The organism is Mycolicibacterium brumae (assembly GCF_025215495.1).
GTDB classification, from domain to species: domain Bacteria; phylum Actinomycetota; class Actinomycetes; order Mycobacteriales; family Mycobacteriaceae; genus Mycobacterium; species Mycobacterium brumae.
Map to the genome: position 1 here is coordinate 1,348,408 of NZ_CP104302.1, position 14,605 is coordinate 1,363,012.

Consider the following 14,605-nt stretch of genomic DNA (forward strand, 5'->3'; position numbering starts at 1 on the left):
AACGCTCAGGGGCGGGTTCATCCTGATGAACGGGGTATGTCCGGCTGCATCAGCCGCACGGCATGTTCACCGCCGGGAACATCAAGTGGACGCTGAGACAGCGGCCGTCGTATCTGCCGTCGAAGGATGAGGTGCTCGCGCATTTCGAGCACTGCCTGGACACCATCGCCAAGGACCAGCGCGTCGACCGTGATCTGTTCTTTCCGGAGGGCATCGCGCGGTGGCGCGGTGGCGTCATGTTCAGCGCGGTCGCGGCGGAGTTCACGGCGAGATTCAACGGCGCCAACGAGGACGAGGTGTGGGACTGGTTCCGGCGGTCCTACGGCCTATGGGCGACACCGCACACCGGCAACCTCTTCCTCGGGCTGCTCTCGGAGGCCGAGCGCGTGACGGTCGACTCCGCGCTGAATCAGGTGGTGATGGACCACCTGGTCGACGTGATCGACGACGACGAGCAGCCCCGGATGCTGTTGCGCAGCGGCGCCAGCCTTCCGCTGCGGCCGGGCAGTTGGATGGTCAATTGCACCGGGTACCTCAACCACCTGGATTTCCCGTACGAGCCGTACCTGTCGCCGAGCGGCACGACGCTGTCGATTCAGCCGCAGTCGGCGATCATGCATCTCACGTCGTTCGGCGCGTACTTCGGCACGCACCTGTTCCTCTCGGACCGGCTGTCCGACGCCGGGCTCTACGAGGTGGATCTCATGGAGTTGTACAACGCGTCGCGAAAAGTGTTCCCGCCCACGCTGTTCGCGCTGGCGGCGCACAATCTGAGCCTCTGCGTGGACGCTCTGCCGGCCTCGGCGTTCCGGGAGTGCGGGCTGGATTTCGACCGCTGGTATCCGCTGCCGCGACGATCGATCGCCCAGCTGAAGTTCCTGCGGCAGCACCGCGCAGATCGGGAGCGGGCGCGCCACGCCCTCGACACCGTCCGCGCGCGGTACGGCGTTCGTTGCGGACCGTTGAGCAGGGAGTTGCCCCGTATCGCCTGACGGCCTCAGCGTGAGGGCCACCGCATGGAGGCCAACGCGTGGAGGCCAACGCGTGGAGGCCACCGCGTGGAGTCCACGCGGCCCGTAGGATTCCTGCGCAATGAGCGCTCTCGACGTCATTTCCCGCTGGCCGGTGGCCAATGCCGCCGCCGCGGTGGTCGGCCCCGCCGGGGTGCTGGCGACCCACGGCGACGCCGCCCGATCGTTCCGGCTGGCATCGGTCACCAAGCCGCTGGCCGCCCGCGCCGTCCAGGTGGCGGTGGAGGAGGGCGCGCTGGAGTGGGACACCGCGGCCGGGCCGGAAGGTTCGACGGTGCGTCATTTGATGTCCCACGCGTCGGGTTTGGCGATGCTCGACGACCGGGTGCTGGCCGCGCCGGGAACCCGTCGGATCTACTCCAACACCGGGTTCAAGGTGGCCGCCGAGACGCTGGAGGCAGAGGCGGGCATCGAGTTCGACCACTACATCGAGGAAGCGGTGTTCGCTCCGCTGGGCATGGCCGACTCGCGGCTCGACGGCGGGGCGGCGGCCGCCGGGTACGGCGGCTGGTCGACCGTCGGCGATCTGACCCGGTTCGCCGCAGACCTATTGGCGCCGGTGACCGTGTCCGCGCAGACTCACGCCGAGGCGATCACGGTGCAGTTCCCCGGGCTCGACGGGGTGCTTCCCGGCTACGGTCCGCAGCGCCCCAACGACTGGGGCCTGGGCTTCGAACTGCGCGACAAGAAGTCCCCGCACTGGACGGGGGCGGACAACTCGCCGTCGACATTTGGCCACTTCGGCCAGTCCGGCACCTTCATCTGGGCTGATCCGGTTCGTGAGCTGGCACTGGTGGTGCTCACCGACCGAGATTTCGGTGAGTGGGCGTTGCCGCTGTGGCCTGCGGTTTCCGACGCTGTACTGGCTCAGTTTGGTGACGGACCGGCATAGCCGGGTGGCCGTTGGGCGCACCGGTGGGGGCCGGAGGTCACAAATCTCTGATGAGGCTCTGAGAGAAGTTGCGAGAGACTAGCGCAACAGGCGCCACACGAGGCACAATAGACACGCGAGACACACGAGTTGTAATGCTTCGAGTTCGTTGAGGTCGCTTGGGGAAGACGTCCCTCGTCGAACTGAAGGAGCAGCCAATGCGTGCGTCGAACCAATTCGCCGACGCGACTTCGGGCGTGGTCTACATCCACGCCTCGCCCGCGGCGGTGTGCCCACACGTGGAGTGGGCCCTTTCGTCGACCCTGAACTCCAGGGCGAAACTCACCTGGACCGCGCAGCCGGCACTGCCCGGGCAGTTGTGCGCCGTCACCAACTGGATCGGCCCGGTCGGCACCGGCGCCCGGTTGGCCGACGCGCTGCGCTCCTGGACGGTGCTGCGGTTCGAGGTCACCGAGGACCCGAGCGAGGGTGTCGACGGTCAGCGCTACTCGCACACCCCGCAGCTGGGGTTGTGGAGCGGCGCGATGAGCGCCAACGGCGACGTGATGGTCGGCGAAATGCGGTTGCGCACGCTGATGGAGCACGGCGCGGACTCGCTGGCCTCGGAACTGGACAACGTGCTGGGCACCGCCTGGGACGAGGCGCTGGAGCCCTACCGCAACGGCGGCGAAGTCGCCGACGTGAGCTGGCTGGACCGCGCCGTCGGAAGCTAATCCCGCGATCTTGGTGGTGGGAGGTTGAGCCGTTGACCTTTGGTCAGCGGCTCAACTGCGTTGCGGCGCTGACGCAATTCCGGTGCTGACTCAGGTGAGTGTGAGACGGCTCAGGTCCGTCCGCATCATTCGGACGTTGTAGTCGTTCCACTGGGACAGATTGTAGTACAGGTATTGCTCGTTGGCGCCGCCGTCGAGTTGCCCGGTGCCAGACAGCGGATGGATCATCGGCGCGTACATGCCTGCTCGACTGCCGAGCAAGCGCCCCTCCTGCACCGTGACGGTGTCCGACCAGACGCCCTGCGGCGTGTCGGACACGCGCATCACCACGCTGCCGCTACCGTCGGTGTACATCGCGACGTACTTGTCGAGATACGGGTTGTACTGCACGGATAGCTCGCTGACATTGCCGTGCCGGCCGCCGGCGTTGAGCAGCCCACCGGGCTTGAACAGTCCGGGCAGAATGAAGTTCAGCACCGCCTCGACCGGCCGGACGAAGAAGCCCAGGATGCCCTTCTGCGGCAGGATCGAACGGTTTCCGGCGGTGCCGATCACCGCCGTCGCGGCCGACGGGTCACCGGTGACCCACTTGCTCTGACCGCCTTGCTCGCCGGCGTAGTACTGATAGGCCGACAGATCCTCGAACTGGTTCTCCGGGACGCGGGCCACATAGGCCGATCCCTGCCGGCCCGCCGGGGTTCCGTACACGTAGATGTACCGATTGTCGTCCGCGTCGACGTCGCCGTCCTTGCCGTAGACCAAGGCGTTCTGCTGGAAGTTCGGATCCTTGTTCGACTCCCGCACGGTGTCTTTGAGCACCGTCCAGGTCTTGCCGCCGTCGGTGGATTTGGCGATCGCCGAGTAGTTGGTGGTCCAATGCCCGGCGGCGCCCCATTGCTTGATCGACATCACGGTGGCGTACTGGGTTACCTGCTCGGGGCCTGCCCCGGGGTCGCCTATGGCGATTCCGGCGGTGGGGATCATGGTGTAGGCCTTGCCCAGATGCGAGAAGCCCTGGTTCTTCTGGAACACCACGGGGTCGAGGATGACCTGCGCGGCGCCGATCGTCTTGTCTTTCAACCCATTTGGGTAGCTGGGTCCCCACCACTGGTTCCATTCGGGATGTGATCCCGGCCCGGTGCCGCCCGGTGTGACGATGGCGGTGTCGAAGCTCAGGCCGTTGCTCAGGTTGAGGTCGGTGGTCCGGAACAGCACATTGTTGCGCCAGCCGGTCTGGCGCTGCCGCTGGTCGAAGGTGTCCCCGAACAGCGCGTAGACGACGGGAGTCCCGTTCTGTGTTCCGCCGACCCACATGATGCCCAGGTCGGTGCCGCCGACCACCCACGGCGCGGTTGGACGACCCGTCGTCCAGCCCATCTGCTTGGCGCTCAGCGAACCGGAGATGCTCGGTTTCGTGCCCTGCGCGCCACTGAGGACGTATCCCGGGTCGGCCGACGGGCTGACGGCACTCGCGAGCGCGACCTCCTGCCGGACCTGCGGGACCGGCTCGGTCACCCCCTGGGATTGACCATGCGCGACAGACCGCAGCCGGTCCTCGCCGGAGGAGTCCTTCTCGGCGACGCGGCGGGTCCAAGCCGCCAGCGCCCAGGCCAGCGGAGAATGTGCGGGCAACGCGGGCCCGTTCCCGGCCAGCGGGGACAGTCCGGCGACGATCAGCAGTCCGGAGACCACCGTCTTCGTCGTCGCGGCTGCGGCTGGTGCTGCGTGGGCCAGATCGGTGACTGCGGCGGATACCCGGAGCGTCGGCACACGCACAGTGGACTCGGCGGAGCTCGCAATCACCTTGGCGGAAGCGAGGATTGGCGTCCAGTCGGTCAGCTGCGCGATACCCCGCACCGCGGCGGGCTCGGTGCTCCGGTCGAGCAAGTTACTGGGCGCCACGCCGTCCGGGGTGATGCCCTGGCGGCGCTTGGTCGGTTGAGTCAAGCCTTTCAGGCGGTCTGATGACGGGATGGTCCGCGGTGTTTCGCTGTCTCCGTCGCGGCCGGGCAGCGACAGCACTCGCGTATTCGAGCCGGGAGCGGTGACGAGATCGGAAGCGAACCGGTCCGCCCGCGCCTGCAGACGCGCGGCCCATGCCGACAGTCGATCGCCTCGCTTAGCGGTGGATTGGGTTGTCTCGCCTTGTGGTTCGGCAGCGCCGTCGCCAGGCGGCTGCTGGGATTGGCCGGCGCTGGTGGCTGAAGGGGTGGCCGTCGCTGTGGCCGTAGCGGCGTCGCGGATCCTCTGCAGTTTCGCCGCGATCCGATCGCCGGGCTTCGGCCGAGCGGGTGAGTCGGTCGAGGATTCCGACGTTGAACTGGATTCGTCGGCCAGTGCGATTCCGGCCCCGGTCGTCATGGCGGCGCCGATACCCAGCGCTACCGCCAGCGCACCGATCCTGCCGATGTATCTCGACGCAGCCACGCGATTGCCCCCATGAAACCGATGAATTGAGTTGCGAGGATTCTCGCACCCATGGGTGGCCACCATACGGAGGTTTCATCGTGGCGGGTTGGCTTGTCGGCCATGACTCCTGACTAGCGCAACCGGCTAATCGCGCTTCCAGAGGCAATCACCGGTCAGCGTGACGCTGAACAGCCAATCTGATGCCTCAAACGACACCGGCTGACCGGGATCCGCGGTGGCGGTCACCGGGTCGGCGATCTTGCCGCCGGTGGCGTCACTGTATTTGGTGGTGCAGACGGTGTCTGGGGTCTGCGGTGTTCCGGTCCACGTCCCGGCGAACATCTCCGCGTTGCGCACGCCTTGGCCGTGCAGCTGGAGGCCGGTGTCGTTGGAGAGCCAGCGGTCCGAACTCGGGTATTCGGCGGTGAACGCCTGCCAGGAGCCGCTGCGGCACTCGATGAAATTTCGTCGGCCGTCCTCGGCCTGCCCGGGCAGCTCCGTGACGGCGCCGTCCAGATTCTCCGCGCAGGACGCGTCGAGTGCCGGGGCAGGCGCGGGTTCTTGGCTGCCGGGGTCAGCGCTGGCGAGGGTGTACGCCAACGCGCCCCCACCCACCACGACGGTCGTTGCGGCGGCCGCGGTCAGGGCGAGGGCGCGTCGGTTCATGCTGATTTCACCGTAGACAGGTCCACCTGCTTAACCCGGACGTTGTAGCTGTTCCAATTCGACAGGTTGTAATACAGGTACTGCGCCCCGTCGCTGGTATCCGGGCTGGCGAGGCCGCCGGTGCCGGACAGCGGATGGATCATCGGCGCGTACCAGCCTGCAACGTTCCTCTCCACGACAATCGAATCCGACCACTCGCCTTGGGGCGTGTCAGACACCTTCATCACGACGTTGTTGCCACCGTCGGTGTACATCACGACGTACTTGTCGAGGTACTCGTTGTACTGCACCGAGATCTCACTGACATTGCCCTGGCCGCCTTTGGCGAAGGTTCCGCCCGGCTTGAATCCTGCCGGATATACGAGCTTCAGGAAGGCAACCACCGGGCTGAAGAAGAAGCCGAGGATCCCGGATTCCGGGAAGACCGAGGTCAGCGGCTCCATGCTGTCGAAAACGACGACGGCCTTTGACTGGTCGGTCGTCCAGGTCCCCTGCTCGGGTGAGGTGCCACCGGCGTAGTACTCGTATTTGTCGAGCTCCGTGATGTCCTTCTCGGGAACCCGAGCGAGGTACGCCGAGCCTTGCCGACCCGCCGGAGTGCCGTACACGTACACGTAACGCTCGTTGGTCTTCTCGCCGGCGGCGTTGTGAACGTACGACTGGTCATCCTTGGGGTCTCCGTAGACCAGCGCGTTCTGCTGCCAGTTCGCGTCGTTGCCGCTGGCGTACCGAATGGTCGTCGGATCGACGTTCCAGGTCTTGCCGCCGTCGGTAGAAACGGCGATAGCGGACCAGTTGGTGGTCCACTTACCCGGATCGCCCCACTTCTTGACGGACATGACGGTGGCGTACTGCGTCATGTCGGAGTCCTGGACAGCGCCATTGGGTCCGGTGCCCACCGGTTCGCCGTTCGCGTCCCGCGCATCCGGCACGGCGATCCCGGCGGTGGGAATCAGGGTGTACGTGGTGCCGGTGAAGCGGGAATCATCGGGCACGCGGATGATCTGTCCCGCCCCGACACGCTGACCGGGCGCTAAGGGATGCCACCAAGTGCCCTGCGTTACGTCGCCGCCGGGAAGAATGATGGCGTCATCGAAGGTGATGCCGTTAGTCAGGTCCGTGTCGGTCGTGCGGAACAGCACATTGTTGCGCCAGTCGCCCTTCATGCCGGTGTCCTGGAAGGTGTCACCGAATAGGGTATAGACGACCGGCTTGCCGTTCAGGGTGTACCCGCTGTCCCACATGATGCCCAGGTCGGTTCCGGCCACCCACCAGCCGTCGGTGGGACCACTCCCGCTGCCGTTGCCGGTGATCCAGTCTCCGACCTGGCGTGCGGTCAGGGAGCCGGGGACATCGGGCTTCGGGGCAGGTCCAGGACTCGAGTTGTTCGTCGTCGTGGTCGCCGCCGCGAGCTGGACGTCGTAGGTCTTCTGAGCCAACGGCTGATCACCCGGCGGGTTCGACTCACCGTCGACCGCGGACTGCAGCGCGTCGTCCTCGGAGATCTCCTTCTCCGACTCGCGGCGGGCGAAGGCCGCCAGTGCCCAGGCCAGCGGCGACTGCGCGGGCAGCGCCGGGCCAGTGCCGGCCAGCGGCGACAGCCCCGCGACGACCAGCAGGCTGGAGACCACCGTCGCCGCGGCGGATGCGGCGGGCTTGGCGATCTCGCCGAGGTCGAGCAGGTTGGCCAGCTGCGGGGGAGTCGAGGCAGAGGTGACGAACGCCGTCACCGGAGCACTGACGCTGTCCACCACCTTGCTGGCGGCGGTGAACGCGCCACTCAGCGGTGCGGCGTCGACGTCGGCCAGCTTGGAGACGCGGGCAGTGACCCCGTCGGCGCCGCGAACCAATTCGGGTGCCGGGCCGGAGTAGACCCGTACCGCGGATTCGGATTTGCGCGAGGTCACCCGCTCGACCGCGGAGGCGGGGTCCGGAGAGCCGGCGGGCTTGTCCGAGGAAGCCACCAGCGGCTTCTCGACGACCGTGGTCAGCGTCGCGGCGCGCTCCTGGAAGCGCTTCGTGACGCGGTCGGCGATGTCGGAGAGCTGGGGCGCCTTCGGGGCGACGGCCGGGGTGCCCGCCGGCGGGGTCGTATCGCCCTGAGGCTGCGGGGCCGGCGCGTCCGGCGCTTCAGCGGGTGCTTCGACCTTGGCGGCGGGGGCCTCGGTGGGCTTGGACACCTGCTGGGACTGCTTGATCCGGGCCTGCCAGCGGCTGCTGCGAGAACTGCTGTCGCTCGGGCTGGTCGCTGAGGTGGCCTTGTCAGCGGCGGCGCTGCTGTCGCTGGTCGACCGCCGCGACTCGGAGGCCCCCGACACCGCCGAGTTGATCGCCTTGCGGAACTGGTCGCCGAGGCTGGGCCGCGTGCTCCGCGCCTGCTGGCCGGACGTCGAACCAGTGGTGGACACGCTGCCGGTGGAGTCGCTGCTGGTGGACGCGCCGCTCGGCGACGAATCGCCGCCGGAAGTACTGCCCGAGCTCGACGAAGACGAGGAGCCCGAACCATCATTTGCCAGGGCGATTCCGGCGCCGGTCGTCATGGCGGCTCCGACGCCGAGCGCCACTGCCAGCGCGCCAACTCTGCCGATGTACTTGGATGCGTCCACGCCGAAATGCCCTTCGTTTGACCATCCCCGCCGTGGGGATTCTCGCACCTTTCACAGGCCCTCAGTGTGCGGACACGGCGACCTCGAAAAAGTATGGATGAGCCTACAACCGCGGCACCTCACCTGTCACATTCATCACAGGAATAACAGGCGTGTCAGACTTGCCAACGCCAACACGCTCCGCGCGGAACGCTGTGGCGGCCAAAGGCCCATTCACCGCCACAGCGTTCCGCACGGAGCGTGCTGGCGACCGGTGGTGGCCCGAGGTTGTCGACCGGTGGGGCCCAAGGCGATGGGCCGCAGGCCGCGTTACTGAAGCGACGCCCGATGCCTAGCGCAGACATAGCTTTGACCCATTCGGCGCCCATCGGCGCTTCGTAACTTCGTTTATGCCCAGCGAGATCGCTCGGCCGACCAACGAAGGAGAACCACGTGACACTGCGCCGCTTCATCGCCGCGTCCGCACTCACCGCTGGCCTCGGCGCCGCCGGTTTCAGCATGGCCCTGGGCGCCGCCGCAGCCCAGCCGAATCAGCCGAGCCAACCGAATCAACCCGGCCAGTGCTCGCAGCCCGCGCACTGCCAGGAGGTCAACGGCAAGCAGCTCCGCGACCGTGGCGTGGACGACGCCCGGCGCGACCACCAGCCGTTCCTGCGCGAGGGCCAGCGCGTCCAGCCGATGATGTCCGGCGACAACCGCGGCTGGGGCTACTGGTTCAACGGAATCTGGAACTGGCTGTAGACCGACGCTGTCTTGAGTGCGCTGAGATCGCGAATCTCGCCGAAACTGCGACCTCAGCGCACTCAGGACGCGAAACCTGCCTCACCGCACGCAGGATGGGGCGGATCGAAACCCTGCGAACGCCAAACCGCCCGGGCTCGCGAACGAGCCCGGGCGGCGAAGGTTAACCGGCGAAGGCCACCCGGCGAAGGCCACCGAGCGAAGGCCACCCGGCGAAGGCTCAGCAGGGAGAGATCTACAGCGGGATGTTCTTGTGCCGGCCGCGCCGGTGCGGGGCTTCGGCGAGGGCCTGGGCCAGCTTGGAGCGGGTGTGGGCCGGGTCGATCTTCTCGTCGACCACGCCGATCTCGATGGCCGAGTCGACGCCGCCGGCGATCCGCTCGTGCTCGATGGCCAGTTCCTCGTGCAGCGCCTCGCGCTCATCGTCGGGAGCGGCGGCGAGCTTGCGCTTGTGCAGGATCCCGACGGCGGCCTTGGCGCCCATCACGGCGACCTCGGCGTCCGGCCAGGCGAACACCTTGGTGGCGTTGAGCGAGCGGGAGTTCATCGCGATGTAGGCGCCGCCGTAGATCTTGCGGGTGACCAGCGTGACGCGCGGGACCGTGGACTCGCCGAACGCGTGCAGCAGTTTGGCGCCGCGGCGCACCACGCCGCCCCACTCCTGGTCCACGCCGGGCAGGTAGCCGGGCACGTCGACGACGACGACCAGCGGGATGCCGAAGGCGTTGCACAGTCGCACGAACCGGGCGGCCTTCTCGGCGCTCTCGGAGTTCAGGCAGCCACCGAGGCGCAGCGGGTTGTTGGCCAGCACACCGACGGTGCGCCCGGCCAACCGGCCCAGGCCGACGACCATCGACGGCGCCCACTTGGCCTGGAATTCCTCCAGCGGCGCGTCGTCGTCTAGCAGGGCGTTGACCAGCGGGTGCACGTCGTAGGCGCGCTTGGGGGACTCGGGCAGCAGGGCGTGCAGGTCGGTGTCGCCGGCCTCGGCCTTGCTGCGGTCGAAGTGGCCCTGCTGGCAGAACAGTCCGACCAGCCGGCGGCCGCGGGCGTAGGCGTCGGGCTCGTCGTCGGCGACGATGTGGCACACGCCGGACTTCTTGTGGTGGGTCTCGGGCCCGCCGAGGGAGGCCATGTCGACGTCCTCGCCGGTGACGCTGCGCACCACGTCCGGGCCGGTGACGAAGATGCGGCTGTCCGGGGCCATCACGATGACGTCGGTCAGCGCCGGGCCGTAGGCGGCGCCGCCGGCGGCGAAGCCGACCACCACCGAGATCTGGGGGATGTAGCCGGAGGCGCGGATCATCGCCTCGAAGACCAGGCCGACGGCGTGCAGGGCGCGCACGCCCTCGGCCAGCCGGGCGCCGCCGGAGTGCCAGATGCCGACGATCGGGCTCTGCTCGTTGATCGCGATGTCGTAGGCGTTGACGATGTGCGCGCAGCCGTCGACGCCCATCGCGCCGCCCATCACGGTGCCGTCGGTGCAGAACGCGATGGTGCGCACGCCGTTGACCGTGCCGGCGGCGGCGAGGATGCCGGACTTGTCGCGCTCGTGCAGCAGTTCGACGGTGCCGTCGTCGAAGAAGGCGGACAGCCTCAGCAGCGGGTCCCGGGGGTCCACTGATTCATTGACCGGGTCGGGGGCCATCGTTGTCATTTCTTCTCCTCAAGCGCCGCAGTTGTCGGCTCAGTATTTGCCGAAAACGAGCGCGACGTTGTGCCCGCCGAATCCGAACGAGTTGTTGATTGCGTATTGGTAGTGGCCCTTGCGGGGGGCTCCGGAGACCACGTCGAGATCGATCTCGGGGTCGAGGTTCTCCAGGTTCTTCGTCGCGGGGATGACGCCGTCGCGCAGGGCCTGGATGGTCAGCACCGACTCGACCGCGCCGACCGCGCCGACGGAGTGTCCGAGCGCGCCCTTGGGGGCGTAGACGGCTGGGCGGTGGCCCTTCATCGCGTTGTTGATGGCCTTGCCTTCGGCGACGTCGCCGACGCTGGTGCCGGTGGCGTGCGCGTTGACGTGGTCGATATCGGTCGGCTGCAGGCCGGCGAGTTCGATCGCCCGGCTCATGGCGTGTCCGGCGCGCTCGCCGTTGGGGTCCGGGGCCACCATGTGGTAGCCGTCGGAGGTGATGCTGGCGCCCATCAGGCGGGCCAGCGGCTTGGCGCCGCGGCCCAGAGCGTGTTCTTCGGTCTCGATGACCAGCAGGCCGGCGCCTTCACCGAAGACGAAGCCGCTGCGATCCCTGTCGAACGGGCGGCAGGCGCCCTCGGGGTCGTCATTCTTGGTGGAGAGCACGATGCGCATCTGGGCGAAGCCCGCGATCGGCACGGCTTCGATCTTGGTCTCGACGCCGCCGCAGATCGCGATGTCGGCCTCGCCGAGGATGAGGTTGCGCCAGGCCTGGGCGATGGCCTCGGATCCGGAGGCGCACGCCGAGATCGAGGTGAGCACCCCGGCCTTGGCGTGGCGCTCCAGTCCGATGGCCGCCGCCGAAGCGTTCGGCATGTACTGCTGCACGACCAACGGAGAAACCGCCCGCAGTCCCCGCTCGCGCATACCGTCGTATGCGAAGACGAGGGACTCGGCGGCGCCCATGCCGGTGCCGATCGACACCAGCAGACGACGTTCGTCGACCTCGGGGGAACCCGCAGCTTCCCAGACGCGGCGACCCATGATGGTCGACATCCGCTGCAGGTAGGCCATCCGGCGGAGCTCGACCTTGGTCAGCCCGTCCTCGAAGTCCTCCAGGAGATGACCGCCGATACGGACCGGCAGGTCGTACTCCTCGATGAATGGATCTTCGAGTTTGCGGATTCCGGACTCGCCGGCGAGCAGCTTGGTCCAGGTGTCCTCTGCGTTGGTGGCCAACGCGGTCGACGTCGCGACAGCTGTCACGACCACATTGGGGAGCCCATTTCCGGTCGTCAGCGCCATGGGTCTTGCGGGTTTCCCTTCCGAATCAGACGAATTTCGTCCCGTTTTTCGTTGCTTCAGTGCGAGATTACGCGGTCTAGTACTTGCCGAACGCGAGCGCGACGTTGTGTCCGCCGAATCCGAACGAGTTGTTGATCGCGTACTTGTAGTCGCCGTAGCGGGGTTCGCCGTGGACGACGTCCAGGTCGATCTCCGGGTCCGGCGTCTCGTAGTTCAGCGTCGGGGGGATGACGCCGTCACGCAGCGCCATCACCGTCAACACCGATTCGAGGGCGCCGACGGCGCCGATCGAGTGGCCCAGAGCCGACTTCGGCGCGTAGACCGCGGCCTCACCGCACCCGGCAACCCGGATGGCGGCGGCCTCGGCGGTGTCGCCGATCGGGGTGGCGGTGCCGTGCGCGTTGATGTGGTCGATGTCCTTGGCCTCCAGGCCTGCGGTTTCCATCGCCCGCTTCATCGCGTGGCCGGCACGCTTGCCGTCCGGCGCCGGGGCCACCATGTGGAAGGCGTCCGAGGTGACACCCGCGCCCATCAGGCGTGCCAGCGGCTTGGCGCCACGGGCCAAGGCGTGCTCCTCGGTTTCGATGATCATCATCGCGCCGGCTTCGCCGAAGACGAACCCGTCGCGGTCCTTGTCGAACGGGCGGGATGCCGCAGCGGGGTCGTCGTTGCGGGTGGACATGGCGCGCATCATCGAGAACGCCGCGATCGGCAGCGCCTCGATCATGCCCTCCACGCCGCCGCAGACGACGAAGTCGGCATCGCCCATGACGATTTGCCGCCAGGCGTGGGCGATGGCCTCCGACCCGGAGGAACACGCCGACACCGGGGTGATGACCCCGGCGCGGGCGCCCAGCTCCAGGCCGGCGACCGCCGCCGCGCCGTTGGGCATGATCATCTGAACGGCGAGCGGGGAGACCTTGCGGATCCCGCCCTCGTTCATCGAGTCATAGGTTTCGACGATCTTCTCGCCGCCACCGAGACCGGTGCCGATGACCACCGCGAAACGATCCGGGTCGACGTCGGGCTTGTCCGCCTTCTCCCAGAGTCGGGTGGCCACCAGCTTCGACATCCGCTGGACGTAGGACATGCGGCGCATCTCGATGCGCGACATGTGGTCGTCGACGTTGTCCACGAGGTGGCCACCGATGCGAACCGGAAGGCCCCACTTGGTGACGAAGTCGTCCTCGAGGATGCGGATACCGCTCTCGCCGGCAAGCAGGGCCTTCCACGTGCTCTCGGAGTCGGCTCCCAGCGCCGTGGTGGCTTCAACAGCGGTCACCACGACGTTGGGGAAACCGCCGTTGGCAGTGGAAGGACGGGTCACGAGTTCGAGCCGAACTTATCGCGCAGGGCGGCGGCGGCCTCGGGGTTCTCGGCTTCCAGGGTCTGGATGTAGGAGACCACGTCACCGACGGTGCGCAGGCCGGCGAGATCCTCATCGGGGATCTTCACGCCGTACTTGTCCTCGGTCTGCACGGCGATCTCGACCATCGACAGCGAGTCGATGTCCAGGTCATCCACGAAGGACTTCTCCATGGTGACCTCAGAGGGCTCGATACCGGTGACCTCTTCGATGATCTCGGCGAGACCGGCGATGATTTCTTCCTGGCTGGCGGCCACGATGTGGCTCCCTTCATTGGTTTGGCGCTTCCCGGTTGAGAGGCGCTTTGGGGGTGGAACTCCTGGATTGAGACGCCTATAGGTTGGCGACACCGTCCAAGTCTTCGGGGGTCTTGATGGCCAGCGTCGGAACTCCCTTGAGTTCGCGCTTGGCGATGCCGACCAGCGTTCCCGCGGGCGGGAACTCGGCGATCCCGGCGACCTCGCGCTCGCGCAGGGTCGCGGTGCACAGGTCCCAGCGCACCGGACGGGTCAACTGGTTGACCAGCTTCTCCATCGCGTCGGCCGCGGAGGAGACTGGCTTGCCGTCGGCGTTGGACAGCAGCGTCGCGGTCGGCTCGGAGGTTTTGACCTCGGCGGCCGCGGCGGCGTAGGCGTCCTGCGCCGACGCCATGAACTGGGTGTGGAACGCGCCGGCGGTGGCCAGCTGGCGGACCCGGGCCTTGGCCGGCGGGTTCTCGGCGAGCTTGGCCAGCGCGTCGAGGCGGCCGGCGGCCACGATCTGTCCGGCGGCGTTGCGGTTGGCCGGCGTCAGGTCGAGGTCGGCCAGGGCGGCCAGCACCTCGGCCTCGTCGCCGCCGAGCACCGCGGACATCCCGGTGGGGGTCTCGGCGCACGCCTTGGCCATCTCCCGGCCGCGGGTGGCGGCCAGCGCGACGGCGTCGTCGGCGCTGATCACGCCGGCGATCGCATAGGCGGCGATCTCGCCGACGGAGTGCCCGGCCACGATGCGGGCCCGGTCGGCCAGCAGGCCGCGGTTGCTCAGCTGCTGAGCGGCCAGCAGGGTGGCGGCCACCACCAGCGGCTGGGTGATCGCCGTGTCGGTGATCTCCTCGGCCTCGGCGGTGGTGCCCAGGCGGGCCAGGTCCAGGCCACTGGCCGCGGACCAGGCCGCGATTTGGTCAGCTGCGCCGGGCAGTTCCAGCCAGGGGTTCAACATCCCCGGCGTTTGGGAACCCTGCCCAGGGCAGAGCAGCGCGATAGTC

At 67.9% G+C, this 14,605-nt stretch carries 12 protein-coding genes; 4 read left to right on the plus strand and 8 right to left on the minus strand.

What is annotated here, in order from left to right:
- Positions 1–62: 62 nt before the first annotated feature.
- From L2Z93_RS06585 to L2Z93_RS06595, 3 genes are all read left to right on the plus strand, one after another.
- Positions 63–992: a hypothetical protein gene (locus tag L2Z93_RS06585; protein ID WP_090593595.1), complete on the plus strand. Its 930-nt coding sequence runs from the start codon at positions 63–65 to the stop codon at positions 990–992.
- Between the two features lie 100 nt (positions 993–1,092).
- Positions 1,093–1,923: a serine hydrolase domain-containing protein gene (locus tag L2Z93_RS06590; RefSeq protein ID WP_090593598.1), complete on the plus strand. Its 831-nt coding sequence runs from the start codon at positions 1,093–1,095 to the stop codon at positions 1,921–1,923.
- Between the two features lie 197 nt (positions 1,924–2,120).
- Positions 2,121–2,636: a DUF3145 domain-containing protein gene (locus tag L2Z93_RS06595; RefSeq protein WP_090593601.1), complete on the plus strand. Its 516-nt coding sequence runs from the start codon at positions 2,121–2,123 to the stop codon at positions 2,634–2,636.
- Positions 2,637–2,726: 90 nt separating this feature from the next.
- Here L2Z93_RS06595 and L2Z93_RS06600 read toward each other — a convergent pair whose 3' ends face one another.
- The 3 genes from L2Z93_RS06600 to L2Z93_RS06610 all read right to left on the minus strand — a co-directional run bounded on the left by L2Z93_RS06600 (position 2,727) and on the right by L2Z93_RS06610 (position 8,275).
- Positions 2,727–4,583, minus strand: coding sequence for a glycoside hydrolase family 183 protein (locus tag L2Z93_RS06600; RefSeq protein WP_162562041.1), 1,857 nt, complete (start codon positions 4,581–4,583; stop codon positions 2,727–2,729).
- Between the two features lie 606 nt (positions 4,584–5,189).
- Positions 5,190–5,711 carry a hypothetical protein gene (locus tag L2Z93_RS06605; protein ID WP_090593607.1) on the minus strand — a complete coding sequence of 174 codons (522 nt, stop codon included), beginning with the start codon at positions 5,709–5,711 and terminating at the stop codon, positions 5,190–5,192.
- Positions 5,708–8,275 (minus strand): glycoside hydrolase family 183 protein, encoded by a 2,568-nt coding sequence (locus L2Z93_RS06610; protein WP_090593610.1) that lies wholly within the window; start codon positions 8,273–8,275, stop codon positions 5,708–5,710. The genes L2Z93_RS06605 and L2Z93_RS06610 overlap by 4 nt, the downstream gene beginning before the upstream one ends.
- Positions 8,276–8,749: 474 nt before the next feature.
- Between L2Z93_RS06610 and L2Z93_RS06615 the strand changes: the two genes are divergently transcribed.
- Positions 8,750–9,058, plus strand: coding sequence for a hypothetical protein (locus L2Z93_RS06615; RefSeq protein WP_090593612.1), 309 nt, complete (start codon positions 8,750–8,752; stop codon positions 9,056–9,058).
- A gap of 235 nt (positions 9,059–9,293) precedes the next feature.
- Here the strand turns inward: L2Z93_RS06615 and L2Z93_RS06620 are convergent, their stop codons facing one another.
- From L2Z93_RS06620 to L2Z93_RS06640, 5 genes are all read right to left on the minus strand, one after another.
- Positions 9,294–10,715: an acyl-CoA carboxylase subunit beta gene (locus tag L2Z93_RS06620; RefSeq protein WP_090593616.1), complete on the minus strand. Its 1,422-nt coding sequence runs from the start codon at positions 10,713–10,715 to the stop codon at positions 9,294–9,296.
- 30 nt (positions 10,716–10,745) lie between these two features.
- Positions 10,746–11,996, minus strand: a complete 1,251-nt coding sequence (locus tag L2Z93_RS06625; RefSeq protein WP_090593619.1) for a KasA/KasB family beta-ketoacyl-ACP synthase — start codon at positions 11,994–11,996, stop codon at positions 10,746–10,748.
- A 76-nt stretch (positions 11,997–12,072) separates the two neighbouring features.
- Positions 12,073–13,323, minus strand: a complete 1,251-nt coding sequence (gene kasA / locus L2Z93_RS06630; protein ID WP_090593622.1) for a 3-oxoacyl-ACP synthase KasA — start codon at positions 13,321–13,323, stop codon at positions 12,073–12,075.
- Positions 13,320–13,619, minus strand: a complete 300-nt coding sequence (gene acpM / locus L2Z93_RS06635; protein WP_090593625.1) for a meromycolate extension acyl carrier protein AcpM — start codon at positions 13,617–13,619, stop codon at positions 13,320–13,322. Before acpM ends, kasA begins: the two co-directional genes overlap by 4 nt.
- A gap of 76 nt (positions 13,620–13,695) precedes the next feature.
- Positions 13,696–14,601, minus strand: a complete 906-nt coding sequence (locus L2Z93_RS06640) for an ACP S-malonyltransferase (RefSeq protein ID WP_260575635.1) — start codon at positions 14,599–14,601, stop codon at positions 13,696–13,698.
- Between the last annotated feature and the right edge of the window lie 4 nt (positions 14,602–14,605).

Coding starts and splice junctions, on each gene's coding strand:
- L2Z93_RS06585 (WP_090593595.1), top strand. CDS start 63: ATGTTCACCGCCGGGAACATCAAGTGGACGCTGAGACAGCGGCCGTCG.
- L2Z93_RS06590 (WP_090593598.1), top strand. CDS start 1,093: ATGAGCGCTCTCGACGTCATTTCCCGCTGGCCGGTGGCCAATGCCGCC.
- L2Z93_RS06595 (WP_090593601.1), top strand. CDS start 2,121: ATGCGTGCGTCGAACCAATTCGCCGACGCGACTTCGGGCGTGGTCTAC.
- L2Z93_RS06605 (WP_090593607.1), bottom strand. CDS start 5,711: ATGAACCGACGCGCCCTCGCCCTGACCGCGGCCGCCGCAACGACCGTC.
- L2Z93_RS06620 (WP_090593616.1), bottom strand. CDS start 10,715: ATGACAACGATGGCCCCCGACCCGGTCAATGAATCAGTGGACCCCCGG.
- L2Z93_RS06625 (WP_090593619.1), bottom strand. CDS start 11,996: ATGGCGCTGACGACCGGAAATGGGCTCCCCAATGTGGTCGTGACAGCT.